We start from the raw sequence: 26,268 nt of genomic DNA on the forward strand, positions 1-26,268 counted from the left end.
TTCCAAATATATCCACGCAATATAGTTTGTCCGTACTTATTCGTTAGAAAGGTACTATCATACCTCCAACTTCAAGCATCCCCCCTTAAATATAATTGTTGGACTTTTTAATATATTTTATATTATATATAATATTTTTATATTTTCAATAAAAAAATAATTCCGTCTACTTTTGACGGAATTATTTTATGGATGATGCATAGGGACGGTTCTCTTGTCTCATTCTGAGGTGCTGATTCAGGTTCCGTCTTTGGAGCACGGACTGAAGACGACTAAAAATGATGCATAAGAACCGTCCCCATGCATCATAAAAGATCAAAAGAAATCAAAAAATGCTGATTTGATTGGCGGGACCTTCTTCTCAAACAGTTCAATCTCGTTTTTGGAGCCTTTTAAGTAGCCCATTTCATATAGTTCCATTGGTCTTTTATAGCCAAATAGGATGGCTGATAGGGAATTGATGTTCAGACGAATCCCTTTTTTAGGGGGATGGACACATTGGCTGCCTGTTTTTTCTTTAAACATCTTTATTTCTCCGTTACCGAGCAGGTAGCTGCCATTATTCCAGGGTCCGTGTGAATCTTCAAGATGCAGGAATAGGGGCTCATTTTCATGAACAAAAGGAAATCTCTTTAAGCATTCCTCAGCATCCACAATCCTTGCCATAAAATAAGGCGAAACCTCCTGTTTCACATTCGGCTGCGGCAGAAAGTAAGGAAACGGATCATGACCAGCAAGTTCCATCGTCACTGTGTCAACCATGGAATCGTGCTGGCAGATGAAATTCCAAAGCCCAATTCTTGCTTCATGGTCAAGTGCAACGAGCTCCAGCACCTTCATTTTTTGATCCTTTACATAGTACAGCATATAACCCAAAGCCTCTTTTTCGGAACGGTAATAGACAGCAAGCTGGGAATGATCATCATACACGCTCCGCTTCCACCAATCGGTCTCACGCTTCAGCATCCCTGTATACTGACTGCAAAACTGCTGATAAATCCTTTCTATCTCCTCATTATGGGTATCTTTTGAATATCTTTTTATAAAACCTTGTTGCGGTTCGAGGAACTTAAGATTGATTTTTTTAATCGTCACTTTTATCTTATCAGTTAAAATCTCCCACCCATATTTCCGATAAAAACCGATATCAAACGGGTGTAAAAGAGATACGATCTGATTATCATCATGCATCTGTTTTAAGGATTCGATCATGAGTGATTTGACGTAACCGGTTCTTCGGTATTCCGGGTAAGTAGCGACTCCGGCAATGCCGCCCATTTTCCATTCAGCATCCATCATATAAACGCTTAACGGGATAATATGTAGTTTTGCAGCTAGATTGCCCTCATCCCAGATTCCTAAAATTTTGTGGTTTTTCAATGCTTCTTTCCGAGCCGGTATGCTGTCCTCTGGAACCTTATATTGGAATGCGTATTCAGATAGTTTCATAGTTTCTAGGTATTCAGCTTCAGTCACTTCTCTCACTAACATTAGGCCCACCCCTTTTCATTCATTGGATGTATTTTTTAAAAATAATGCATCCATAACCAATTTTACCAAAACCTAACAAACCTTGCACCGGGTACCTTGGCCGCCGTTTCCCCTGGTTCCTTTCCTCTAAAATATAAAAAGGCGCATTCCTTCTTATAGAAATGCGCCTATCGCTAGATTAGTTGAAGCAGGAGAACCATCTCCACACTTCCTAGTATTTATAAGATTGTCCGCCATCAATTGGAATAACGGTTGCATTGATGAAGTTGGCTTGGTCAGATAGCAGGAATGCCACTAAATAGCCCACTTCTTCTGGTTTACCAAAACGTTTCATTGGGTTTGGCTGAACAAATTGTTTTCCGACCTCTTCCCAGTTAACTGGATCCATTTGTTTTAATGAACCTTCGACCATCGGTGTCATGATAGCGCCTGGTGCAATCGCTTTGATGCTGATTCCGTATTGGCCGTATTCAATTCCAGAGTTTCTTGTTAAGCCGACCACGCCATGTTTACTTGCTGCATAACCTGATTGGTTACCTACCCCGCGAATACCTCCAACAGAGGCAGTATTAACAATGGAGCCAAAGCCTTGTTCTCTCATGACTTTCAATACGTGTTTCATTCCATAAAACACACCGTTTAAATTGACGCCGACTACTTTTTGGAATTCCTCAATGCCAAAATCCTCTGTCAGGTTTTGTTTTCCTTCGATTCCTGCGTTGTTGAAGAAACCATCGATTTTACCAAATTTCTCAACTGTTTCATTTACATAGTTTTGAACTGCTTGTTCATCAGCCACATTCGCAGTGATCAGTAACACTTCTGCGTTTGGTGCAACTTCTAAGACTTGTCTTTTCGTTTCTTCTAATGAAGCAGCGTTTAAATCTACAAGCGAAAGCTTGGCTCCTTCTTTTGCAACTTGTAGGGCTGAAGCTTGGCCTAAACCAGAACCTGCACCAGTAATTAATACCACTTTTCCATCAAAACGATTACTCATGAAAATTTCCTCCCTTTGTTTTTTAAAAAAAAATATTTCGAAATAAATTATCTCACATTAAAGATATATACCCATGAAAAGTCATCATTTACACTTAATTCACAGGATTTATTATTGAGCCGTATAACCGCCATCAACAGTCAAACTATTACCAGTCATGAATGAAGAATCATCAGAAGCCATGAATAATACTGCTTTTGCCATTTCTTCTGCTTTACCTAAACGTTTCATTGGTGTCACTTCAGCTAAAGCTTGCTTGCTTTCTTCCGGAATAATGGGTGTATCGATAAAACCAGGGCATAATGCATTAATACGAATATTTTGTTCTGCATATTCAAGCGCAAGGGAACGAGTTAAGTTAATCACGCCGCCTTTTGCTGCGTTATAAGCTGCTGAACCTGGTGATCCAACCCAACCGTACATGGATGCCGTATTCACAATCGTACCACCGCCTGTTTTTAACATTTCACGGATGGATTCACGTGCTACTAAGAAGACGCCATCTAAGTCAACATTTACAGTGTTGCGCCATTCTGAGTATTCTAACTCATGTGAAGGATGTACACGTCCGATCCCCGCATTGTTGAAGACCACATCCACTTTGCCAAATGTTTCAACGGTTTGTTTAAAGATATTGGCGACTTCTTCTTCACTCGTAATATTTGCTTTTATAAAAAGAGCTTCAGCATTAAGCGTTTTCAATTCTGCTTCAAAAGCTTTCCCTTTTTCTTCATTTAAATCAACAAGAACCACCTTGGCCCCTTCTGAAACGAATAAACGTGCTGTTGCTGCCCCAATACCAGATGCTCCACCGGTAATCACAGCTACTTTGTCTTGTAATTTTCCCATCCTAAATCCTCCTCGTATTCAAGAATTCTTTAGCACAGTCTAGAGAAAAATAATAGATAAATCTATTATCTGTGCTTTATTGTTCACAATTTAATTGTACTATTTTGTTCACAACTAACAATCATTAAGATATCATTAAGTGTCGACTAGTTAGACACTTCTGCTAAATCTGTCTATATTGAGGGAGTTTTTTTCATGAATAATGAACAAAATACAACGTCTCAACGGCAAAATCGAACAAGAGCACATTTAAAGCAAGCACTGATTGAACTCATAAAAGAGAAGGGCTACCACTCCGTCACGGTAAAAGACATCGTCGATCACGCCGCCTATAATCGCAGTACCTTTTATATCCATTACATAGATAAAATGGAATTGGCTGAGGATTTACTTGTTTCCATGCTTCAGGGGTTAGAAACTTCAGTAGGCGAAGCATATGTATCTGGCCAAAAGGTTTTTACAGCCAAGATAGGTGCACCATCTTTTAATATCGTTTCTTATATCTACAAAAACCAGAATTTTTTTACATTGATCAACTACGATGACACCCTACCAGGATTGCATACTCGGTTTCCTCAAACTATCATAAAAATCTATAAGGAACAATTTATTTTCGAAACGATCAATAATATCCCAGTTAATATGGATTATTTTAAACGCTATACAGCCTATGGCTTCTATGGACTCCTCCAAAATTGGATCGAAAATGGCTTCAAAGAACCGCCTGAACATTTTATCCAAGAAGCCATTGAACTAACGAAAACCCATATTTACTCATTTCAATATGTTGGACATAACAAATGATGCATGGGGACGGTTCTCATGCATCATTTTGTTGCAAACACGGATTTTTTAATATGTTGATAGCAAAGGAACTATTAAAATCAGGTTGGATTGGCAAAGCCAAAACAAGTTCTAAGCATTGGCATTCAACCACCTATTCATTTAAGAAATGATAATTGGCGGTCGGATCACCGTCACGGCCCTCTATCGTTATTGGTGCAGTGTTCTGAATCTTTACATAATTTAAGGCGGAACAAGAAAAAGAGCCGCTCCCGCAGCCCCTTGTTGAACTCTTGCACCCGTTTACTTTAAGTTATTTTTTCACAAAGTTGACTAAGTAATTTTATAATTTTTATGATTGACTATGGTTGTAATGGGTTCGCCTTTTGCTTTATTGTATCCGTACTCAACAATAACAGAATTTTCTCTTACAACCGTAACAATTCCTTCATAGCTTTTCCCTTCACGCTTAAATACAATATTATCGCCGATTTTAGCAGTTGCCATTTTATCACCCTGAACTTATTATTTTCAGCAAAGATAAAAAAATACAGAAACAAATAATTTAGCAAAAGACATTCTTTCAAGGAATGTCTTTTTTTAGGAAATCAGTTCAAAATTTTTAATTTTACTAATTCTATTAGCTAATAAGAATAAACTATCCCAAAAGGCAGCCGCCCCCTAGGAATATGCTAAAATTTACATGAAAGGGGGTTCGTAAATGATATTGGTGAGTTCGTGTTTAGCGGGGTTGGAAGTGCGATATAACGGTACACATAGTTTAAATAATGAAATTAGGAAACTAGTAGAGGAAAATAAAGCAATTACCATTTGTCCAGAATTACTTGGCGGCTTTTCAACGCCAAGAGCGCCTGCTGAAATCATAGGCGGTAACGGTGAAGATGTTCTGGATGGAAAGGCGAAAGTAGTAGATCAATCAGGAAATGATGTTACCCAGCTTTATCTAAACGGAGCTTATGCTGCACTTGAAAAAGCAAAAGAAATAAAGGCGACTTTAGTGGTTCTTAAGGAAAACAGTCCGTCCTGCGGGAGTTCGATGATCTATAACGGCAAATTTATTGGCGAAAAAATAGAGGGAATAGGAGTCACTTCTGCCTTACTAAAAAGAAATGGATTTAAAGTCATTTCCGAAGAGCAATTTGCGGAAAGCTTACTTTAAAATATTGACACTTTATGGGGGATAAAATGCTCCAAATACTGAAGAATTCAAGTCATTTGATTATTGTCATACACGAAATCTATGGCATTAATCAACATATGGAAGACTTTTGTAAATTATTATCAACACACGATTTTGATGTGATCTGCCCGAACTTGTTAGAGCGGGAACACCCTTTTACTTATTCTGAAGAAGAGATTGCCTACCATCATTTTATGAACAATGTAGGTTTCTCCGAAGCTGTTAAAAAAATAAAGAACCTATTGTTAGATGTTAAAAACGATTACGAAAAAGTATATCTGATTGGATTTAGCGTTGGCGCAACTGCTGCTTGGCTGTGCAGTGAGGAAGATTGTCTGGATGGAGTCGTTGCCTATTATGGTTCGAGAATTAGAAATTACCAACAAATCGTGCCGCAATGTCCAACGGTGTTATTCTTTCCAGAAGAGGAACAATCCTTTAATGTGGATCAGTTAATTTCAAACCTTGTTCAAAAAAATATCGAGATCCATAAATTTAACGGTCAACACGGATTTAGTGACCCGCACTCTGCTAAATTTAATGAACAATCATTTCAAAATGCTTTTAACGAAGTGTTGAAATTTTTAAAGAAACACCATTAAGGGAACGTTCGTATTTACATTTTTTAATTTAAAATGGATAGTTTATGAATTATGAACACACCGGATAATCCACTTGCAGGAAGAACATAATATCTTTAACTTAAGATGCCAAGGTTTGACTTTTGCAAGGGAGAACAGTGATGCCAGTATCTTTAGAAATCATCTTTAGAACCTTAACAGCATTTATCATGTTATGGGTTTTTTTACATATTCTTGGGAAACAGACCATATTCCAAAAGACGTATCACCTTTTCATCGCTACGATTACAATGGGAACCATTGCAGGAAATCTAGCATTCAATATAAATATTAAGTTCCGGTATTTTATCCTTTCATTCGTTATCATGGGTGCTGTTATTTTTACATTGAATACCCTCGCTGTTAAAAAACACCGCTATAAAGAATGGATTGCAGGGAAACCAATTTTCTTAATTCAAGAAGGAAAAATCATGGAAGCATCACTTAAGAAGATTGGTTATTCATTAGATATGCTTACACAGGCATTACGAGGAAAAGATATCTTTAATATAGAAGAAGTTGAATGTGCCATTTTAGAAGTAAATGGTTCTCTATCGGTTTTAAAAAAAGCAGAATACCAAAATGTAATGCGAAAGGACCTAAATTTGGTCCCACCCTCAAGTAAGGTCCTGTAGAACTGGTTATTGATGGAGAAATATTAGATAAGAATTTTTCTAACCACGAATACGATAAAGAATGGTTCTTGGCAGAATTAAAAAAGAGAAACGTTCAGGTCTCTGAAATTTCCTACGCTGTTGTAGGATCAAAAGGAAACCTGTATATTGATTTATTTCGCGACAATTCAAGTTAAAAATATTAGGACTCACAGCACTCTTGATGAGATTGCTGTGTTTATTTTTTTCAAGCCGCCTGATGGCAGGTCTTTTTGGTTTCACAGATTGACAAAACAGCAGCGGTTACGCTGTCGTTTGTTCAATCTGCTAAATTAATGCTTCGCCTGAAAATATGCCTCTTACATTTGTTTTGCATCATTCAAACTTGTAATGGAGGCTATCCCTCTTGAATGATGCATAGGGACGGTTCTCTTGTCCCATTCCACAGTGCCGGTTCAGGTTCCATCTCCGGCAAATGCAGCTGAAAACGACTGAAAATGAAGCAAAAGAACCGTCCCCATGCATCTAATTTAGGTTGACAGGTTTATTGTCTATGACTGATTGGTTATCTTTTACGGTTTGGTTGTTGCCTTTTACTTTGCGTTTAAGTACTGTTTTTCTAATGAATGGCTTTATCCAGCCGTCTAGTCCGACTCTTCCAGCATTAGCGCCTGCAAATAGGATTATAACTCCTAATAAAATATCTAATGGGTTCGAAGAAATCGTTCCAGCAAATAAATAAGAGAAGTTCATCAATAGACCAAAGAACATGGCAGCTGTTGTTAAGCATCCTAGTAATAATCCTAAACCAACAAGAAATTCACCTAAAGGAATAATCGTATTGAAGATATGGGCATTAGGCAATGCAACATGTTTTAAGAAATCAACATACCAGCCAAAAACAACCGCACCTTCAGGACCTTTAACTGGGTTAGCGATTGCTCCTTTTAAAAATCCCGAAGCGTCAAAATCTCCGCTTGATAATTTGTGCCACCCCGCCGTGAGCCAAACGTAACTAAGATATAAACGAAGAACAAGTAAAATACCAGATGCAGTTTTCCTTTGTCTTAACCAATTTACTAACATTAACAACACCTCCGCAATTTAGTTTCAATACATTCACAGCATAGCAAATGTATTTTGGCTTCAGGGAGGATTGTTCAAGATTTAACAATCTCTTAAAATAAATTCAAACAAAAGCAAAAAAATTTTAACAAATGAATCTATTTGTTACACGAATGTAGTAGAAAGAAATTCAGCTGTTACTATTTAATAATCAGTGCTTTTTTATGTAAAAAACATTTCTAAGTCATTTTCTCCATTTTATTGGCTTGCTGCATTTCATAAATAAATTTATTTTTCAAAAATAAAATTTGGCGCATTTCTTCTTAATAGAAATGCGCCAAATAGTGTAACAAACCTATTTCTTTTCTTACTATGCCGGTTTAGGGTCCATCTCCGGCAAATGAGCTGAGAACAGCTAAAATGATGCAAAAGAACCGTCCCCATGCATCCTTATTTTTCTTTTCCAACCATGAGTTGTTTTTATCAATTATAAGTCAGAGATCATTCCACCATCTACTACAAATTGGGCTCCAGTTGAATAGCTTGAATCATCAGAAGCAAGGTATATAACTAAATTAGATACTTCTTCTACTTCTGCTCTTCTTCTTAGAGGAATATCTTGTTCAAGTTGCTTTAGATATTCTTCTACATCTGGTTGGTCAGCCATAGGAGTTTTGATAATTCCTGGATGTACAGAATTTACACGGATGTTATATTGTCCAAGCTCAGCAGCTGCACCCTTTGTCATACCAGTTACAGCATGTTTAGAAGCACTATAAGCAATAGCCGTTGGTGCACTCACCAAACCATCTACAGATGAAATATTAACAATGGAACCTACACCAGCTTTTTTCATAGAAGGCACTACTTTTTGCATTCCTAGGAATACTCCAAGCTCATCTACTTTAAATGTTAATTCAAAGTCTTTGACAGTTAGTTCTTCCAATGTTTTGAAGATACCAATCCCTGCGTTATTTACTAACACATTGATAGGACCAAAGGTTTCTTCTGTTTTTGTTACAACTTCTATCCAATTCTCTTCACTAGCAACATCTAATTTAAGAGCGATTGCGTTTTCCCCTAATTCATCGGCTAGTTTTTGTGCACCCTCCAAGTTAAGGTCAGTAATGGCTACTTTTGCTCCTTCTTCCACGAATTTACGAGCATGCATAGCACCCATACCTTGTGCTGCCCCTGTAATAATGGCTACTTTACCGTCTAGTTTACCCATGATGCATTCCTCCAATTTTATATAAAAATTATATACTTTTAACATCTGTAAGGAAAAATCAACTAACTTATCGACCTCACAACTATTATTTGTCAACGGAATATTTTTTATTTTAGAATTAGCCGGCTTCAATATATAATCACTATTCAACAAAAAATAATTCTCAGTAAATCTACTGTATTGGCATGCCTTTTTTGCTTTTGGTACGATATATAAGGTAATTTTTAGTTACCAAATATACTTTATGTAACCATAGTACCCCTTAAATTTGTATTAGTCAAACAAAATGTCTCGAATTTGAGATAATTTCATTCAACAAAATATGAATAATTACAACCAATTACTTCTTCCATAGCCTTCCATTATAATGATGATTAGGATGCAAGTTATTCTGCAGGAAAGAAGGACAATATATGCTATTTTATGTAATTGCCATCCTCGTTATTATGATGGATCAGCTTTCTAAGTTTCTAATTCGGGCCTACATTGATATCAATGAAACATTTTCATTATGGGGAGTACACCTCACACATATCGAAAATAGCGGAATGGCAGGAGGCCTATTTCAAGGTAATGCACGACTCTTCGGGGTTGTAGCTGTGATTTTTGTAATAGGTGTTTTATATTTTCGAAGAAACGAAGAAATGAAGGGTGCCCTCATCGATAGTAGTTTTGGATTCCTAGTCGGAGGAGCGATTGGAAATGGCATTGATAGACTTTTGTTTGGGCAGGTGACAGATTTTATCATTCGCTCCGGTGGAATTCTTAACTTGGCCGACCATGCAATCGAGATGGGGGCGTTCCTGCTTATTATTTATGGGGTCGTTAGATGGTTGAAAAATAAGGACTAGATTCTCCAGCAAATGCTTTGGCGATTAAGAGACGGTGTTTCCCGTCTACTTATTTAGCTTATCTAGCTTGTCAGCTATAGTTCTTAAAATATTATTTTTTTCCTGCTGTATATTAAGGAATTTAACCAGAAACCAAATCACAAATACAATAGGAACTATGTAAAATAAGAAAGTTACGATTGGAAAAATTGCATTCATTTGCGAACCTCCATTTGTTTTGGATAATTATACCACAGAAAGTTACGAAATTATGTTACCAATTTATATAAGTAATCAACAGTACGATGACCATATGCAGTGCTTATAATCAGCATTTACCGAAACGTTACAAACAAGCTTTGAAATTTTTTATATAATACATTTAAAGCGGATTTTTGATAGTTGTAAAAAAACGGCTGAAAAAGGGGGATTCTGGTTTATGCAGCACATTGACACATTACTTCGCGAATATGGGTTGTACCATAAAAAATCAGATATTATCTTAGCATTGAAGAGTTCTATTAAAATAGAAAAAACAAAGGTAAACGAGTTTATTCCAATTGGTTCTTCGAAATTAGGAGGTTTGCCAGATCTGCCTGATGAAATGGAATTCCCCAAATATGATAAAGGCTACTTAACGTTTGTCGGCCAATTTAACCTTAAAGAAATAAAGCCATATGATAAAGATAACTTGCTTCCCAGCAACGGGATATTGTATCTTTTTTACGATGTCGCTGAGCAGCCTTGGGGCTTTGAAGAGGATGAGGGATGCTTTAAAGTACTTTATTTTGATGGTGATTTGACCACATTGAAAAGAAAAGAATATCCGGAGATCACCAATGACTATTATCCATTAAATGCATACAAGGTGAATTTCAAGAACATCTCTACGATATCTGAAAATCCTGCTAATCTTACATTTGAAAACGAAGACGACGAAGAGCGCTTTTGGAACTTTCGTCAAGAATTAATGCAGCAGGAAGATGAAGAAGGCAACACATCCCCCGCTCACTACATGCTTGGCGAACCATTTAATGTGCAAAACGATGTGTTTGAAGAACTTTATGACCAAGAAAAGGAACCGTTATTATTGTTCCAAATCGACTCCGATGAAGAGGATTTAGGGGTGATGTGGGGAGATTGCGGGCTGCTTTACTTTTGTATAAAAAAAGAGGAATTAGCAATGAAGCAATTTGATCAGGTTAGGTTCACCTTACAATGTTTTTAATACTTGAAAGAGCATGAAATATAGGATTTAATTGAAGCGCCTTAAAACGCTTCTTTTTTACTTCGCAATTTAGGTCAAATAAGGATAACTTTAGCTTTATATTATCCATCTTTTTTATGTATTTTTTATTGTTTAAAAGAAAATAATTACATCAATACCTATAGAAGGAGATGATTATATGACAAACAGCAATGGCATCCGAAGCATATTAGGTATAGATGTTCGGGCGCGTTCCTCTGTTAATGATAGTGAGGCATATGATCCTTTTAAAAACCCAATCATTCATAAACAAATAAACGGACGAGTTATAGTACCACTTAATACCACAAGACTATGGGGGAGATAACTCCTCCTGCTTCGCATTTCTTGGTCAAATGCAACGTTAATCATTAATTGATTCTTCAACTGCCCTTTTAGACAATAAGAAAACGGGATCGCCGCAGACCATCCCATCTTTAACATAAGAATTCCGTTTGCTTGATAAGAAACAGCCACCAAAAATGGCAGCTGAATCTTTAACCCCAAGCAGCCGGGACTATTATATATTACAATCAAACTAAACCTATTTGCTTTCATTTGTATTATTAATTAGCTGTCTAACCAATTTTGCAATTATTTTTTGCGTCTTGATACTAAACATTTGCTTAAAAATTCAAACCATCTCTAACAGCAGCCGCAACCATGATGGAGTGGATAGCCGTCATACCCGTGATGGAATGGGTATCCTCCAAATCCGTGATGGAATGGGTATCCTCCATAACCCATACCGTAACCATGATATCCTCCATATCCCATACCATAACCAGGATATCCTCCATATCCCATACCATAACCAGGGTAGCCTCCATATCCCATACCCATACCATAACCCATACCGCTTCCAAAGAATTGTCTTTCCATTTTATATCTCCTCCTCAATTTGTTTCAAAAATAGTGTATGTGTCCCTATTTACAAAGGAATAGATATTTGCCTATTTGTAAACTTTTCTTCATTGTACTTTTATTAGCAAAAGTCTAGAATTTTACTTTTTTCTTGTTACACGAAACAGGCCGGTTTGACAATAAAAAAAGCCACGTTGGGTCATTAAATAATTGTGTTTCTTCAGTATTCGCTATATTTTGGATAAGTGACCATAACTATTGCTCGTGGGGTCATTTTCAACCATCTAGATTGATGAATATCTCCCCTAAACTTTAAATAGATTAGAATTTTTATTTTAATCGTGTTGTTATCGTTTTTTCCAGTAATTCCAATATTAAAAGTGTCATTTAATCATCATAATCTTTCTTAAAGAGCAATTCCTTTGGGATCTCGGTACCCCGTGACCCACGAATGTCTGTTTCCTTCATTTCTGTTGGGTAGAACACGATGAAGTTTTCCAGATTCATTGAAGCAATTTTTTTCGGTAAAGCCTCCAGTTCCGGGTGCCATGCTACGGTTCCCCTTCTGGCACTTAATACAATCACAAGATCCGTTGATTTAACATTATTTAAATGATTTTTATAAAAGGAATTCCAGCTATCGATGGATTCGAACTCGATTTTTACATTAGGGTGTACTTGCTGAGATGTCTTTTCATACATGTCTAAATCATCACGAATGACAAGACCCTTCGTTGTAGCACTGAGCTGTGAGGCAATGCTCTTCATAATGGATATGGAATCAGCAAAACCTGGTTTGTGCACGATATTATTGGGCAACAAAAGAATGACCCTTTCAATCGTATTTAACGGTTGCTTGATAGTGGTTATAAGCAAGCGTTGATACGTATGTTCAAGGAAATTATCAATGACTCTCCCGAAGATTTTTCGGCCTCCTTCGCTTTTGCCATCCCACCCCACAATGATGGTTGTGATTCGTTCTTCCGTAGCGGCGCGTTCGATCCCTCTTCCAATATTATAATCCACCCGTGTCAACAGCTTAACAGCAACATCTGCCCCTGATGCATACATGACGGAGTGTTCAAGCATTCTTTCTGCTTGAGCTACTTCATTGTTTGCTTGTTTTAAGTCTTTTTGAACGACTGATAATGGGTAAAGCGGCTCTTCTGTCTTTTTTGCGTTTTTTACGACAAATCCTAAATCCAACAGGGATTCCATTGTATCTGGATTTACCATCGGGATTAATATACGCTCAGGAAGTGTTTCATCCATTACCGATTCCTCTCGTGCAATGGCTAATTTCCTGCCATATTTTTCGCAGAAGTACGGGCCCATAATACACGTAACTAAAATAATAATAATGACAGCATTTATGATTTGCTGGTCAAATAAACCAAGGCGATATCCAACAAGTGTTATGGCTAAGGTTGCTGCTGCATGTGATGTAGAAAGCCCAAACATTACCTTCCTTTCCGCTGTGGAATAACCATATACTTTCCCTGTTGTCCAACTGGCAAACAGTTTACTGCCAATCGCTACAATTGGGATTAACAAGGTTAGCAGGATCGCATCGGAGCTGGTTACAAGAACACGAAGATCCATTAACATACCCACGGATAATAAGAAGAAGGGAATAAACAATGCATTTGCCGTAAATCTGATTCTGTTCATTAATGGACCATGATCATAAATGTATCGATTCAGGGCTAAACCGGCCAGGAATGCTCCAATAATTGGTTCCAAGCCCACAAATAATGATATCGCCCCGGCGACGAATAGAATGGCCAAGACGAAGTTAAATTCGATCGTTCCTTCATTATTGGAGCGTTTAAAGAACCACTTTGTCAGGGAAGGGGTGATTAGGAGAACAACTACAGCAAAGAGCGTTGTTGCAATAATCAAGTACATCCAAAATCCAAAGTTTAAATGGCCTTCAGCTGCCCCTGTTATGACAGCAAGAAACAGCATAGCTAGACTATCTGTTAATAATGTACCGCCAATCACTGTTGTCACAGCTTTGTTTTTCGCAATGCCAAGCCGGCTTATGGCGGGATACCCTAAAGGCGTATGGGAGGAAAAAATGGTACCAAATAAAATGGCCGATAATATACTGAGATTCAGCCATAAACCCAATATGACTCCAAGAATTAAAGGGATTGAAAACGTGAGTAAGCCAAATAAAATACTGCGATTTCTGTATCTTTTGAAACCATCTAGATCCAGCTCAAGTCCTGCTATAAACATGATAAACAACAATCCGACTGTTCCAAGCAATTCGATTGTTGAATCACGTGCCAATATTTCCAGCCCGTTTGGTCCGATAATAATTCCCGCGATAATGGGACCGATAATTGCAGGCACTTTTAATTTTCCCATGAGTATAGGGAACAGCAGAAAAATTAACACAGCTAAACCAAAAATTAGAACTGGCTCCTTCAGTGGTATAGGCATCATAAATCCTCCTCACTTTCGTCAAACCTCAACTGTTATGATCGGATATTTATAAACCTATTAGAAAAGCACTGGTATCATTCGTTAAAATTGTACAGCTAACTTTTTTAACTTTAAGATCACTTAATGGAACCGTTGCCGTATGTACAGATTATTAAGTGTAAAATTTCCTGAACAATTTTTACAAAATTTACCCTGCCCGTCACAAAAAAACCGGCATCCTAATGATGCCGGTCAAGTACTGTTCCTTATTTTATATTCCCCGTATTAGTAAGGAATGTGACTATTTCTGGGAATAGCGCAAGCAGTCCGATGAATAATACCATGATTATCGCATATGAAAAAACACCTTTAACAATTTCTGACATAGAGGCAGATTTGTCTACTCCCTTTAATACGAATAAATTTAAACCGACAGGTGGTGTAATTAATGCTAATTCCATATTAACAACCAAAATAATAGCGAACCAGATTGGATCAAAACCTAACGACGTAATAATTGGATATAAAATTGGAACAGTAATCACGATAATGGAAACCGTCTCCAAGAAACACCCTAGAATCAACAATACGATATTTATTAATATAAAAATGACCCAAGGGGAAACATCCCATGATGTAGCCATTTCAGTAATGGTTTGTGGGATTCTTAGAACAGTTAAAATAAAGCCTAGCAGCATAGCACCAACAATAATGAAAAGAATCATTGCATTTGTTTGAACGGTTGAGAATAAGATTTCCTTCATATTTTTAAACGTTAAATTTCTATAAGCCAATCCAGCGACTAATAAGCTAATGACTACCCCCACTGCAGCTGCTTCTGTTGGTGTAAACATGCCTGAATAAATACCGCCGATAATGATAACGGGCAGGATTAACCCCCATACAGCCTTTTTGGATGCCTCAAATCTTTCCGCCCATGTGGCTGCCTTTTCCTTAATATGTCTTGTCTGCCAGGAGGCAAAAATGGTGAAAAGTAATGTAAGGATTAATCCAGGAACAATACCTGCAATGAAAAGTTTGCCTACAGATTCTCCAGTGATATTTCCATAAAGAATCATCGGAACGCTAGGCGGGATCAGAATCCCTAATGTACCGCCTGCGGCTACTAAACCTAAAACATATTTTTTCGTATAGCCTCGTTTAACCATTTCTGGAATAGCCACTGAACCAACGGTTATAGCGGTTGCCACACTTGAACCTGATATAGCAGCAAAAATGGCACAGCAGAAAATAGTTCCAATGGCAAGCCCGCCAGGTAAATGTCTGAACCATTTGCTTGCCATTTCATATAAATCTTTCCCTACACCGCAAACTAATAAAATCTGGCTCATTAATACATATAACGGAAGAGCCGTTAGCTCAAATGAATCTAATGCCTTATATGAAATAATCGGTATTTGATTGAAAGCTAGTGTTCCGCCATTAAAGAAATACATTCCGCCTATCGTAAGTAAACCTAGCGTAAAGGCAACGGGCAGACCAATTAATAGGAGAGTCCCCATTCCTCCAAGGAAAAATATATTCATGCGTGAGTCTCTCCTTTCCGACTAAAACCATCAATGATTTGTAAAATAAATGCCAGGCAAAGCAATACCCCGCCGATAGGAAGCATCATTTCCGGTAAATACATCGGCACCCTTAATAATGATGAGGATGTTGTTCCAATTGTATAAGTCCCTTGTACATGCAGGATCGCGTAAAATGTGAAAATGACACTAAAAAGGAGCCCTAAAAGATTGGAGATAACGTCCAAAATATTTTTTACTTTTAATGGCACCGCATTTGTTACAAGATCCACTGTAATATGTGAGAAGGTTCTTAACGCGTATCCGCTTCCGATAAAACAGCTTCCAATCAACGAATAAATGGATAATTCTGTCGCAAATATCGTTGGGGAATTGAAAATAGCACGAGACACGATCTCATAAAAGATCATTCCTGTCATAAGCACTACGAATATGCCTGAAATGATTCCCCCAAGACGAATGATTCTATCGATGAATTTATAAAGCGTCTTAAATAAATCCATTTTTGCCTCCAAACTATGTCAGAAACGACATTATTTAAAAATTCACCCGGGAGACATGTCCTCCCAGGTGATTATATAATTCTACTAATTTAGTTTTGTTTTTCAGCAAGGTCTAGAAGTTCCTTACCAAGATCTCCGGCTTGTTTTTCGAAAATATCATATACTGGTTTAGCCGCGTCCTTCCAAACTTTTAGATCTTCTTTAGGAACAACGTAAACTTCTACACCCTTCTTTTCTAGTTCTTTAGCAGTTCTCGCATCTTCAGCCTTTGCTTTTTCACGAATCGATTGTTCTGTTTCGGCGGCAGTTTCCTCAATTAACTTTTGTGTTTTGGCAGGAAGCTTATCCCAATAGCCTTTATTAACGGCTAAAATAAACTCCAAATATGCATAATTGTTAATGGTTAAATATTTAACCACTTCATCATATTTTCTTTGAAGCATCGCAGTTGTTCCAGATGTTGCACCATCAACTGTATTGCGCTGTAATGCCATATAAACTTCCCCAGCGCCCATAAACACTGGAGAAGCTCCATATGCTTTAATTAGTTCTGATGGAATTTCGCCAATACTTCTGATCTTTAAGCCTTTAAAATCTCCAGGCGATTTAAGCGGTCTAACATTATTAGCAAATTGAGCGTAACCATAGTCAGCAAATAATAATACCTTTGCACCCTTTTGTTCCATAGCAGACTTTAGTTTGTTACCCATTTCACCTGAAAGTGCTTTACCAGCAGCGTCATAATCATGAAAAACATAAGGGACGTCAAAGATTCCCATGGCAGGAACGGTCGAAGCCCAAAGTGTTGACGAGTTTAATCCCATCTCTACCCCGCCTGTCAGGATCGACTGGTTCATTTCCTTATCACTTAACAACTGTCCAGCTGGATATACTTGCACTTTTACCTTACCGCCGGATTTTTCAGTAACCTTTTTTGCAAATTCTTCAATACCCACAGAAATGTGATGGTCTTGAGGAAGATTGTACGCTAAACGAATGGTAGCTTCTTCGTACCCGTCTACGCCGCTGTTGCTTTCAGCTTTTTCCCCTTTTGCAGGAGCTGCTTGATTTGTTGCCTTTCCCCCACAAGCTGTCAAAATTCCCATTAATAAAATTAAGGCTAGAAAACTTGAAATTACCTTTTTCATTTTACATCCCTTCCCTCTCAATATTTAAATATAAATCTCTCAAAATCCCCTGTTCTTCCTATCGTGTTCAGTTATTGTGTCCCTCTATTTAGGATTGGCAACCTTTTACTTTATGAAGATGACCCGTCAATTCCCGATTAGTATATGGTTTCAGTAATTCGATGCAAGCTAGAAGCTGCTCGAAGTCAATTCCCGTATCAATGCCCATTTCATGCATCATGAAAACAAGATCCTCTGTTGCCGCATTACCAGCTGCACCAGGGGCAAATGGACACCCGCCAAGACCGCCGATCGAAGCATCAAACCGAGTGACCCCTGCTTCTAAGGCAGCCATAACATTTCCAAGTGCCAGGCCATATGTATCGTGAAAATGAGCAGAAATACTTGCTTTTGTTTTTAATGAAAGGGCAGCCTGAAATAACTCAAAGACCTGCTTTGGATTTGCTCTTCCAATGGTGTCGGCAAGAACAATTTCATCTGCACCGAGCATTTCTGCTTCCTCGACCATTTTGAGAACCAGATCAGCATCTACTTTTCCCTCAAACGGGCACCAAAAAGCAGTTGCAATACTATAGCGGATAAAAATATCATTTGCTTTTGCTTTTTTGATTACCGTTGCAAGATTAGTAATAGATTGCTCCCGGCTCATTTTTACATTTTTTAAATTAAAGCTGTCACTTGCACCTACTACCAGTGATAGTGAATGCACATCGCTTTCTATCGCCCGGTCATATCCCTTCTCATTAGGAATCAGCGCCATATATTGAACGGAAGGGCTTTTTTCTATGCCGTTTAGAACTTCTTTTGCGTCCTTCATTTGCGGCACATATTTCGGATGAACGAAAGAAACTGCTTCCATCCGTTTGATTCCAGTTTTGCTAAGTGCATTGATTAGCTCTATTTTCTTTTCGGTCGGGATAAAATTAGATTCATTCTGAATCCCGTCCCTGGGTCCGACTTCAATTATTTCTACTTTATCCGGAAGATTCATAAGACACCCCCTCTTATTTTTAGAAATTCCAAGCTTTTTCAATTGGATGGGATTGTTTTTCTCTTAAATAACCCCTTTTGCTTTTAGATCCTTTATTTGCTCTTCAGTCATGCCTAGCTTTCCGCCAAGAACATCATCGGTGTGCTGCCCCAATTCTGGTCCTGCCCACTGGATTTCACCAGGGGTTTCACTCATCTTTGGTACAATTCCGGGCATCTTCAACATGCCAAGACCATCAACGGCTACTTCCTGAATCATTTTCCTGGCTTGATAATGCGGGTCATTTACTATATCCTCCACAGAATAAATGGAACCCGCCGGGACCCCCGCTTTATCTAAACTTTCTTTTACTACCTCGAATGGCAAACTTTTCGTCCATTCTTCGATAAGACCGTCTAAGAATGCAGCATGTTCAGATCGTTTGGCATTGTTTTCATAGCGCGGATCCTTAGCAATGTCCTCTCGTCCCATTGCATGCATAAGCCTTTTAAAAATGGCATCTCCATTCGCACCAATAACGATATACGTTCCATCCGAACAAACATATGTATTCGATGGTGTAATCCCCGGCAGCATACTTCCCGATCTTTCCCGAATCAATCCTGCACGATCATATTCGGGAAGAATACTTTCCATTAAACTAAACACCGATTCATAGAGGGCAACGTCAATTACCTGCCCCTCACCCGTACCATTCACATCACGATGGTAAACCGCCATTAATGCACCGATCACCGCATAAAGCGATGACAAGGAATCTCCAAGACTTACACCTACTCGTACCGGCGGACGATCTGGATATCCCGTGATATAGCGAAGACCTCCCATTGCTTCCCCAATCGATCCAAACCCCGGTTTATCTTTGTATGGACCATCCTGTCCATACCCGGACACCCGAATCATAACCAGACCTGGGTTAATTTTTTTTAATTCCTCGTATCCGAGACCCCACTTTTCCAATGTTCCTGGGCGAAAGTTCTCTATTAAAATATCAATTTCTTTCACCAGTCCGCGTATCAGCTCTTGTCCTTCATGGTGCTTCAGGTCAATGGTAATGGACTTTTTATTTCTGGATTGAACATACCACCATAGACTTGTACCGTTTTCCATAACCCGCCATTCTCGGATTGGATCACCCTTAGCGGGAGGTTCGACTTTTATAACCTCGGCACCAAATTCAGCTAACAACCGAGAGGCAAATGGACCTGCAATTAGCTGTCCCATTTCCAGCACTTTTAAGCCTTCCAACGCTTTTTTTCCCATATGTATTCATCCCCCCATAGTCTCAATCTGTTTAAAGCTAAAGAAGATTTCTACTTATAAAGTGATATAAGTGCCCTTAGGTCATGCTCAATGTGTTCAAGCATTACCTCTGCAGCTTTATCCCCATCCCTTTCTTTAAGTGCTGAAAGGATGCGTGAATGTTCTTCGATAGGGCTCTCATCCTGCATGGCTTCTCTCACCACACTGTTCCTTAGATAGGTCACTTTATCCCGAATCATATTTGTTAAGGAAATTAGCTGGCGGTTACCGGATGCCTTTAGGATCATCTCATGAAATTTGATACTCAGTTCCACTACATGATTTTTATCCTGTTTTAACCATGCTGCTTTAGTTTCTTCAACGATCTTTTCAAGCACCTCTAATTCTGAGGATTCAATTTTTTGTGCAGCTAATTTAGCTGCGAGCGATTCCATTTGCTGCCGAACTTGATAAATATCAATCATATCGGATGTTGAAGGGCTGAACACATGTATGGCGTTCCCCTGTTGCACAAGCAACTCATCTTGAATAAGGATTTTTAAAGCCTCACGCACCGGTCCGCGGCTGGTACCGAATTCTTCCGCAAGTTTTGCTTCTACCAATCTATCACCAGGAATGTAGTCACCTTCCAATAAACGTTTCTTTAATATTTGATAGATTTGGGTATTTAGTGTATCTCTAACAATCGATTCCAATGAAAGCGCCCCCCTTTCTAAACCACTTTGCAAGCGTTTTCTCAAACTATTTTTAATAGTAAGACAATTTCGGTTAACTGTCAACGGTTAACAATCAGTATATTTAATATTTTCTGAATACAATTTTCAAAAAAATAGCCTACAAAAGTTGATAGAAATACCCCAAAAATCGGAAGCCGTGTTTACTAATGCCAGGAATGAGGAATATGTCTACATTTATAAAAATAAACGTAAATAATCCCCGTCCTGATTAAAGGTGGAGATCATTTGCGCTTATTCTTTAGCTTTTAATAAACCAATTGTTGCAAATGATGCATAGGGACGGTTCTCTTGTCACATAAAAACTAGGAAAACATATCGCAACTGAAATTGGGAAATAATACATACATGGGAGGTGAAAATATGGATACTGAACAGTTAAAACTTACATCTTCTGAAATTGGTTCTTTGTGGGGTGAATATGTAAACGGAACAGCGGTAGACGTAATAAATAAATATATGTACTCAATTATTGAAGATGAAGCAATAAAGGCGATTTTTCACGATGCTCTCAAGACATTTGAAAAACAAAAGACACAAATGATCACTTTTTTTGAGAATGAGGGATTTCCAGTCCCAATTGGGTTTAATGAATCAGACCTGCATGCAGGAAAACAGAGATTGTTTTCAGATGCTTTCTGCCTGAATTATTTACACATTATGACCTTACATGGATTATTAGGACATATCACTGCATTAAGCATTTCTGTTAGAAAAGACTTAAGGGACTTTTACGACTCCTGTGACCATGATGCAAAAAAGATGTATCACCAAACGATTGAATTATTGCTTGAAAAAGGGCTTTTTCAGAGAGACCCATTATTCTATGCATATGAACACCCTCAATTTATTACCAGCAATGATTTCAAAGATGGTCTTTTTGGAAAGGGAAGAACTCTTGCTGCTACAGAAATCATTAGTATTTCTTTTAACCTGAAAAAAAGTATAATGGCTAAAACCCTTTCTATTGCATTCAGCCAGGTAGCAGAATCCAAAGAAGTTAGAAAATTTTTAACTGATTCTGAGAAAACGGCTGATGGACAAATAAAAGCATTGGCAAAAATACTCCAAGCTGATAACTTACCAGTTCCAAAATCAATGGAAACTGAAGTAACAATTTCAACAGACTCTCCATTTTCTGATAAGTTATTAATGTACCACATGGGATTTTTGTTTCAAATTGCACAAACCTATCATGGGGCAGGTCTTGCAACAGCCATGCGAACGGACCTCGTGACCACTTATGAAGCAACTATTTTACAAAATCTAATGGTGACAAAAAACTGGTTTAATATTATGGTGAAAAATAAATGGCTAGAACAACCTCCACTTGCACCTAATAGAACAGAAATTGCAAAAGAAAAATGACAAAACATGCCCTTCCACATCGGTTGGGCATTTTTCTTTTTAGAAGAGCATTCTTCTACTAAATGCCCAGTTAGCACAAGATAGATTTCGAGGCTCAGGAACAAAGCCCTTTCTTGTAAAAAAGTCCTAAAATGGATTGAACCGGAAATAAAAAAACAAAATCAATAAAGATATAAGCCGTTTCTATAAAGCAGCAAATCGAATAGGATACATTACTAAGAATGTATAAAAGGTGGTGAATCCCTTTGCGTGGTAAAACTCCTTTACACCTTGTTTACGTATCCAATTCTGGGGATGATAGAATATCGATTATTAACACGAAAACAAAAAAAGTTATTAAGACTATTAAAACAGGTGATAAGCCTTGGGAGATCACAGTCGGACCCAACGGCAAATTTGTCTATGTTGTAAATATGAACGATAACACCCTTCAAGTGATTGATAGAAAAAAAAATAAAGTTATTCGCACAACCAAAGTTGGGAGGCTTCCAACCGATGTTAGTACCTCAAAAAAATTTGTCTATGTTACGAATGCAGCTGATGATACTGTCTCAGTATTGGATTTAAAGGGTAAAAAACTCCTAGCTACTATTAAAGTGGGTGACAATCCTAGTGGGGTTAATGTGTTGCCCGGTAAAGGTCCCAGTCAAGTTTACGTTGTTAATTTCAACAGCAATACACTAACAATAATCGATGAGAAAACCCGTAAAGTAATTAAAACGATAAAAACTGGCAAAGGTCCAGACCAGATCGCATTTACTAACGATGGAAAAGTTGCCTATATCACCAATAGACTTGATAACACAGTGTCAGTTATTCATACTAAAAAACGAAAGATCGTGAAAACAATCAAAGTGGGAAATGAACCTATTGGAGCTGCTGTTACGCCTGACAATAAATTAGCGTATGTCACTAATTTTGGTGACGACACGGTTTCTGTCATTGACATTAAAAAGAATAAGGTCATAAAAACAATAACAGTTGGCGATGGCCCAGTTCTTGTCGCAATAACAAAGGACAACAAATTCGCTTATATTATTAATAACCTCGGAGACACGGTTTCCGTGATTAATATTAAACGCCAAAAAGTAATTGATACGATTAAAGTCGGAGACGCTCCTGCTGGTATTGCCGTTTTTCCGGTTTAAATAAAGGTCAGACCCACAAATGGACAAAATCCGGGGTCTGACCTCACTTAGTCCTAACAAAACGAGTTGGTCTAATTACTATAGAGGTTACTTATTGGGTCACTTCATTTTTCCAAACTCTTTTCTGTTATTTTTGTTCAGTTCCCTATCATTGGCTATAGCTGGACATGGCTTTACGTTTTCATCTAACAAAATATCTAGTGTTTTTTTATGTTAGATACATTTAATAACAAATTCTTCTTGAACCATGCTACCCTAACAATAAAAAAGAGTTGCCATCGAAGCACCATCTTCGCGGCCACCGTTAGTTGAACAAGACACAAAAGGAGCCTCATTCTTATGAATATTTTAATTTTAGGTGCAACTGGACGAGTTGGAAGTCAAATAGTGACTTATGCCCTTCATGACAAACATCATGTTACTGTATTAGTTCGCAATCCAGAGAAGATTCAAATTAATAATCAAAATTTAACCATTATTCAAGGGAATGTTTTAAATAAAGATGATATCGTACGTGCAATGCATGGGATTGATGTAGTTATTAGTGCACTAAATACTGATGGCACTACCACTCTATCAGAAAGTATGCTATTTATTATCGAAGCAATGGAAAACGAAGGTATACAACGAATTATAACTATAGGAACTGCAGGTATCCTGCAAAGTAGAACCACGCCAAATTTATTGCGTTATCAGTCCAGTGAATCCAAGCGTAAATCAACTCGTGCAGCGGAAGAACATCATAAAGTTTACGAATTGCTTAAACAATCAATACTCGATTGGACGATTGTCTGTCCTACGTACTTGCCGGATGGAGAAAGGGTAGGCAGATATCGAATAGAGCGAGACTTTTTGCCGGAGGGTGGGGCTGAAATATCCGTACCGGATACAGCAGAATTTACCTTTAAACAGATAGAAGCAAGCGATTATAAAAAATCACGTGTAGGTATCGCCTACTAATAATATTCTTATACACTTTCATATTGGATTAACTAGTTTGTTGAAAAAGTCAATAATTTCATTTTTTTAATTGAGTACCCTTTGTAATGAGGGCAAGTTTCTTTTTATTTGTTATGATTCCTAATCCAAGCATAAGTGTGAAAAATAGCAGCAGCCAAGAAATATAAGCAGGCAAGGATGTAATCATAATGGCAATCCAAGCAAAAAATAAGGATGCAGGGCTTATGACTTTAAGTATTTGATAAATGATTTTGCTAACGGCTGCTTTATATAATGGAGTGGCTTCTAATAAAAAAATAAACGGGTTACAAAACGTTCCAAATGCTAAAGGAATAACCATATATATAGGCAATTTAATATTCATAGTAAATTCTAATAGGAAGACCAAACCTATCGAAAATGATTGCATAATATAATCCAAATGTGCCGCTTTAAGTTTTCTCGGATTCGTAAAAAAATCGTTAAGCTGACTATTTTTCAAGTAAAATACCGCTCCAAGTGGCAAAGATAGGATAAGGCCAGCCATAAAAATAAATATTGCCCAATTCAAAAGAAAAGAATTCATGAGATAACCCTCCCAGTATTTATGCGCAACAAGATTTCGGGAAACTTTGAGATAAAAAATAGTATCTACATAAACCAATGTACCAACAATAAGATACATAAAAAGCGAAGATTTCGACTCATCAAAGTGCTATTGTTTGACGCCCTTTCTTCTCTTTTCGAAAGAATCGTCTATCAATAAAGAAAGCTGTAAGTATTGCAGCTAAACTGATTAAAACTGGTATCCCGAAAGATTCATAGGAAAACGGACTGCCTTGGAATTTTAGATTTTCAGCACGATATTCTATTCGCTTGGCACCATATTTAGCGGTTAGGACGTCCTCTTGCTTCGCTAAATCTTCGAGTGTAACATCAAACATAAATCTGTCTGAGTAGCCGCTGTGAATAAACTCGAGGTTTACTTTGTTACCCCTTACGTTCCAATCCTTGACTTCTTCTGCAGCTAAAGACTTCGCTTCTTCCCCCGGAACGAACATTCGATCTAGCTTCGGCACATCCCACATGTGATATCGGGTAACTAGGTTAAGGTGATACTTCGTAACAATAGGCTGCTTGGCATTTGAGACGGTGTAGATTTTTGTTGTTCCAGAATTTGCATAAGTATCAAAAATCGTGGTAAGCGCCCCCTCATCCATCCCATCATACAACCATACCCCTGCTGTTTTTTTGTGCCATTGGAATGCTGTGTTGAACGTATAAATCAATTCACTTCCATCCACATAATATGGATCTACCTTTGGATTTTTCACGAAATGATAAGAAGGGTAATGGATCTTATTTGCTATTTCCTCCGCCATTGGTTCGCCTAATTGCTTTGAAATCACATAGAGGACGGCATCGATTCCAGAAGTAATAGCAGCTGAAGAAACAATGTTCCCGTCTACTACATAACGCAAATCCCTTCTCCACTTTGTATCAGGATATTTATTAACTTCTTGATAATCAAAACTTTTCCAGTCAGTTGTTGCTTCTTTCCCTTTTAATAGACCTGTATCCGCCAGATTCAACCCTCCAGCACATATGCTTAACAATTCTGTATCAGAATGTTTTCGAATCCATTCCCGGACAGGTTTATACTTTACTTCGTCAACTATGGGCATGGCGGGGATTACAATAAGGTCTGGACTTCTTCCTAATAATCGATCCAGTTCATCAAAAGAATAGTGCGGAATCAGATCCAAACCCCCAGAGAGTGTTTTCATATTTTTGTCTGGAGCAACTGCATACACGTTATAAGATTCAGTCATCGCAAACATTTCATAAGGAACCATAAAATCAAACACTTCGGTGGTCTGATTGGATAAAATCACAGCTACTGTTGGTTTTTTTGGATTATATTCCGGCACACTCACGCGTTGTAAAGCAGGGATTGGTGTTTGTCGAGCAGGATTCCAATATTCCTGATTGGTGCGAATATATCCATACACACCAATCCCTCCAAAAAATATAACGAATGTCATTACATAAACAACTACGCGTAATAATAACTTCATTTTAATTCTCCTCTGATTAATATTTTTTTATTTTTTTCACTTAGAACACTACTCCATCTAAATAAACACCCGCCTTCGCAAGACAATATGATTCAAATTTTCCAGTTACATCGCCAGACTAGACCAATTTTATTGCTGTTGATTTTATAACCAAGATCCTTCATTTAATTGCTTAATCGTAAATGTTGTATATATACAAATATAAAACATTTTTATCAATTGTCAATACACAATTATTGTATTTATACAATTATTTTATATAAAAACGGCTGCCTGAAAATTAAACTTCGGTTCAATATCCAGGCAGCCGTTCTATTTTTTAATG

General features: G+C 37.7%; 27 protein-coding genes. 10 read left to right on the forward strand and 17 right to left on the reverse strand.

Going from position 1 to position 26,268, the window contains the following annotated elements; genetic code table 11:
* Window positions 1-315: 315 nt before the first annotated feature.
* The 3 genes from KHB02_RS04675 to KHB02_RS04685 form a co-directional block, all read right to left on the reverse strand.
* Complete coding sequence (locus KHB02_RS04675) at window positions 316-1,491, reverse strand: GNAT family N-acetyltransferase (protein WP_213146259.1); 1,176 nt, start codon at window positions 1,489-1,491, stop codon at window positions 316-318.
* A gap of 211 nt (window positions 1,492-1,702) precedes the next feature.
* Window positions 1,703-2,488: an SDR family oxidoreductase gene (locus KHB02_RS04680; protein ID WP_213146258.1), complete on the reverse strand. Its 786-nt coding sequence runs from the start codon at window positions 2,486-2,488 to the stop codon at window positions 1,703-1,705.
* 111 nt (window positions 2,489-2,599) lie between these two features.
* A complete protein-coding gene (locus KHB02_RS04685) occupies window positions 2,600-3,337 on the reverse strand; it encodes an SDR family NAD(P)-dependent oxidoreductase (RefSeq protein ID WP_213146257.1) in 738 nt (245 codons plus the stop codon).
* A 195-nt stretch (window positions 3,338-3,532) separates the two neighbouring features.
* Here KHB02_RS04685 and KHB02_RS04690 point away from each other — a divergent pair, with 195 nt between their 5' ends.
* Complete coding sequence (locus tag KHB02_RS04690) at window positions 3,533-4,141, forward strand: TetR/AcrR family transcriptional regulator (RefSeq protein WP_213146256.1); 609 nt, start codon at window positions 3,533-3,535, stop codon at window positions 4,139-4,141.
* 312 nt (window positions 4,142-4,453) lie between these two features.
* Here KHB02_RS04690 and KHB02_RS04695 read toward each other — a convergent pair whose 3' ends face one another.
* Window positions 4,454-4,627 carry a DUF2187 family protein gene (locus tag KHB02_RS04695; protein WP_213146255.1) on the reverse strand — a complete coding sequence of 58 codons (174 nt, stop codon included), beginning with the start codon at window positions 4,625-4,627 and terminating at the stop codon, window positions 4,454-4,456.
* A 214-nt stretch (window positions 4,628-4,841) separates the two neighbouring features.
* Here KHB02_RS04695 and KHB02_RS04700 point away from each other — a divergent pair, with 214 nt between their 5' ends.
* The 4 genes from KHB02_RS04700 (at window position 4,842) to KHB02_RS29995 (ending at window position 6,752) form a co-directional block, all read left to right on the forward strand.
* Window positions 4,842-5,300: a 2-thiouracil desulfurase family protein gene (locus KHB02_RS04700; protein WP_213146254.1), complete on the forward strand. Its 459-nt coding sequence runs from the start codon at window positions 4,842-4,844 to the stop codon at window positions 5,298-5,300.
* Window positions 5,301-5,326: 26 nt separating this feature from the next.
* Window positions 5,327-5,923 (forward strand): dienelactone hydrolase family protein, encoded by a 597-nt coding sequence (locus KHB02_RS04705; RefSeq protein WP_213146253.1) that lies wholly within the window; start codon window positions 5,327-5,329, stop codon window positions 5,921-5,923.
* Between the two features lie 140 nt (window positions 5,924-6,063).
* Complete coding sequence (locus KHB02_RS04710) at window positions 6,064-6,576, forward strand: DUF421 domain-containing protein (protein ID WP_213146252.1); 513 nt, start codon at window positions 6,064-6,066, stop codon at window positions 6,574-6,576.
* 20 nt (window positions 6,577-6,596) lie between these two features.
* Complete coding sequence (locus KHB02_RS29995; RefSeq protein ID WP_420848064.1) at window positions 6,597-6,752, forward strand: hypothetical protein; 156 nt, start codon at window positions 6,597-6,599, stop codon at window positions 6,750-6,752.
* A gap of 328 nt (window positions 6,753-7,080) precedes the next feature.
* Here the strand turns inward: KHB02_RS29995 and KHB02_RS04715 are convergent, their stop codons facing one another.
* Together KHB02_RS04715 and KHB02_RS04720 are read right to left on the reverse strand one after the other, a co-directional pair.
* Window positions 7,081-7,641 (reverse strand): DoxX family membrane protein, encoded by a 561-nt coding sequence (locus KHB02_RS04715; RefSeq protein ID WP_213146251.1) that lies wholly within the window; start codon window positions 7,639-7,641, stop codon window positions 7,081-7,083.
* Between the two features lie 466 nt (window positions 7,642-8,107).
* Window positions 8,108-8,851 carry an SDR family NAD(P)-dependent oxidoreductase gene (locus KHB02_RS04720; RefSeq protein ID WP_213146250.1) on the reverse strand — a complete coding sequence of 248 codons (744 nt, stop codon included), beginning with the start codon at window positions 8,849-8,851 and terminating at the stop codon, window positions 8,108-8,110.
* Window positions 8,852-9,264: 413 nt separating this feature from the next.
* Between KHB02_RS04720 and lspA the strand changes: the two genes are divergently transcribed.
* A complete protein-coding gene (lspA, locus tag KHB02_RS04725) occupies window positions 9,265-9,702 on the forward strand; it encodes a signal peptidase II (RefSeq protein ID WP_213146249.1) in 438 nt (145 codons plus the stop codon).
* A 45-nt stretch (window positions 9,703-9,747) separates the two neighbouring features.
* Here lspA and KHB02_RS04730 read toward each other — a convergent pair whose 3' ends face one another.
* The gene (locus KHB02_RS04730; protein ID WP_241113722.1) at window positions 9,748-9,900 is read right to left on the reverse strand and encodes a hypothetical protein; all 153 of its coding nucleotides are present in this window, start codon (window positions 9,898-9,900) and stop codon (window positions 9,748-9,750) included.
* Between the two features lie 220 nt (window positions 9,901-10,120).
* Between KHB02_RS04730 and KHB02_RS04735 the strand changes: the two genes are divergently transcribed.
* A complete protein-coding gene (locus KHB02_RS04735) occupies window positions 10,121-10,909 on the forward strand; it encodes a YwqG family protein (protein WP_213146248.1) in 789 nt (262 codons plus the stop codon).
* Between the two features lie 644 nt (window positions 10,910-11,553).
* On the opposite strand, the gene KHB02_RS04740 is transcribed toward KHB02_RS04735, so the two are convergent.
* From KHB02_RS04740 to KHB02_RS04775, 8 genes are all read right to left on the reverse strand, one after another.
* Window positions 11,554-11,739, reverse strand: a complete 186-nt coding sequence (locus KHB02_RS04740) for a hypothetical protein (RefSeq protein ID WP_241113723.1) — start codon at window positions 11,737-11,739, stop codon at window positions 11,554-11,556.
* Between the two features lie 439 nt (window positions 11,740-12,178).
* Window positions 12,179-14,245 (reverse strand): cation:proton antiporter domain-containing protein, encoded by a 2,067-nt coding sequence (locus KHB02_RS04745; RefSeq protein ID WP_338088261.1) that lies wholly within the window; start codon window positions 14,243-14,245, stop codon window positions 12,179-12,181.
* 245 nt (window positions 14,246-14,490) lie between these two features.
* The gene (locus tag KHB02_RS04750) at window positions 14,491-15,771 is read right to left on the reverse strand and encodes a TRAP transporter large permease (RefSeq protein ID WP_213146246.1); all 1,281 of its coding nucleotides are present in this window, start codon (window positions 15,769-15,771) and stop codon (window positions 14,491-14,493) included.
* Entirely contained in the window at window positions 15,768-16,274 is a 507-nt protein-coding gene (locus KHB02_RS04755) for a TRAP transporter small permease (protein ID WP_213146245.1), read from the reverse strand. Before KHB02_RS04755 ends, KHB02_RS04750 begins: the two co-directional genes overlap by 4 nt.
* 89 nt (window positions 16,275-16,363) lie before the next feature.
* Window positions 16,364-17,422, reverse strand: a complete 1,059-nt coding sequence (locus KHB02_RS04760) for a TRAP transporter substrate-binding protein (protein ID WP_213146244.1) — start codon at window positions 17,420-17,422, stop codon at window positions 16,364-16,366.
* Window positions 17,423-17,510: 88 nt separating this feature from the next.
* Window positions 17,511-18,413, reverse strand: a complete 903-nt coding sequence (locus tag KHB02_RS04765; protein WP_213146243.1) for a hydroxymethylglutaryl-CoA lyase — start codon at window positions 18,411-18,413, stop codon at window positions 17,511-17,513.
* Window positions 18,414-18,476: 63 nt separating this feature from the next.
* Window positions 18,477-19,676 (reverse strand): CaiB/BaiF CoA transferase family protein, encoded by a 1,200-nt coding sequence (locus KHB02_RS04770; protein ID WP_213146242.1) that lies wholly within the window; start codon window positions 19,674-19,676, stop codon window positions 18,477-18,479.
* 50 nt (window positions 19,677-19,726) lie between these two features.
* Window positions 19,727-20,371: a GntR family transcriptional regulator gene (locus KHB02_RS04775; RefSeq protein WP_213146241.1), complete on the reverse strand. Its 645-nt coding sequence runs from the start codon at window positions 20,369-20,371 to the stop codon at window positions 19,727-19,729.
* Window positions 20,372-20,773: 402 nt separating this feature from the next.
* Between KHB02_RS04775 and KHB02_RS04780 the strand changes: the two genes are divergently transcribed.
* The 3 genes from KHB02_RS04780 to KHB02_RS04790 all read left to right on the forward strand — a co-directional run bounded on the left by KHB02_RS04780 (window position 20,774) and on the right by KHB02_RS04790 (window position 23,886).
* The gene (locus tag KHB02_RS04780; RefSeq protein WP_213146240.1) at window positions 20,774-21,778 is read left to right on the forward strand and encodes a DUF3231 family protein; all 1,005 of its coding nucleotides are present in this window, start codon (window positions 20,774-20,776) and stop codon (window positions 21,776-21,778) included.
* A gap of 245 nt (window positions 21,779-22,023) precedes the next feature.
* The gene (locus tag KHB02_RS04785) at window positions 22,024-22,926 is read left to right on the forward strand and encodes a YVTN family beta-propeller repeat protein (RefSeq protein ID WP_213146239.1); all 903 of its coding nucleotides are present in this window, start codon (window positions 22,024-22,026) and stop codon (window positions 22,924-22,926) included.
* 339 nt (window positions 22,927-23,265) lie between these two features.
* Window positions 23,266-23,886, forward strand: coding sequence for an NAD(P)-dependent oxidoreductase (locus tag KHB02_RS04790; RefSeq protein WP_213146238.1), 621 nt, complete (start codon window positions 23,266-23,268; stop codon window positions 23,884-23,886).
* A gap of 58 nt (window positions 23,887-23,944) precedes the next feature.
* Here KHB02_RS04790 and KHB02_RS04795 read toward each other — a convergent pair whose 3' ends face one another.
* Both KHB02_RS04795 and KHB02_RS04800 read right to left on the reverse strand, forming a co-directional pair.
* Window positions 23,945-24,451, reverse strand: a complete 507-nt coding sequence (locus KHB02_RS04795; RefSeq protein WP_213146237.1) for a hypothetical protein — start codon at window positions 24,449-24,451, stop codon at window positions 23,945-23,947.
* A gap of 121 nt (window positions 24,452-24,572) precedes the next feature.
* A complete protein-coding gene (locus tag KHB02_RS04800; protein WP_213146236.1) occupies window positions 24,573-25,943 on the reverse strand; it encodes a DJ-1/PfpI family protein in 1,371 nt (456 codons plus the stop codon).
* Window positions 25,944-26,268: the final 325 nt, after the last annotated feature.

It is taken from the genome of Neobacillus citreus (genome assembly GCF_018343545.2).
Classification (GTDB): domain Bacteria; phylum Bacillota; class Bacilli; order Bacillales; family Cytobacillaceae; genus Neobacillus; species Neobacillus citreus.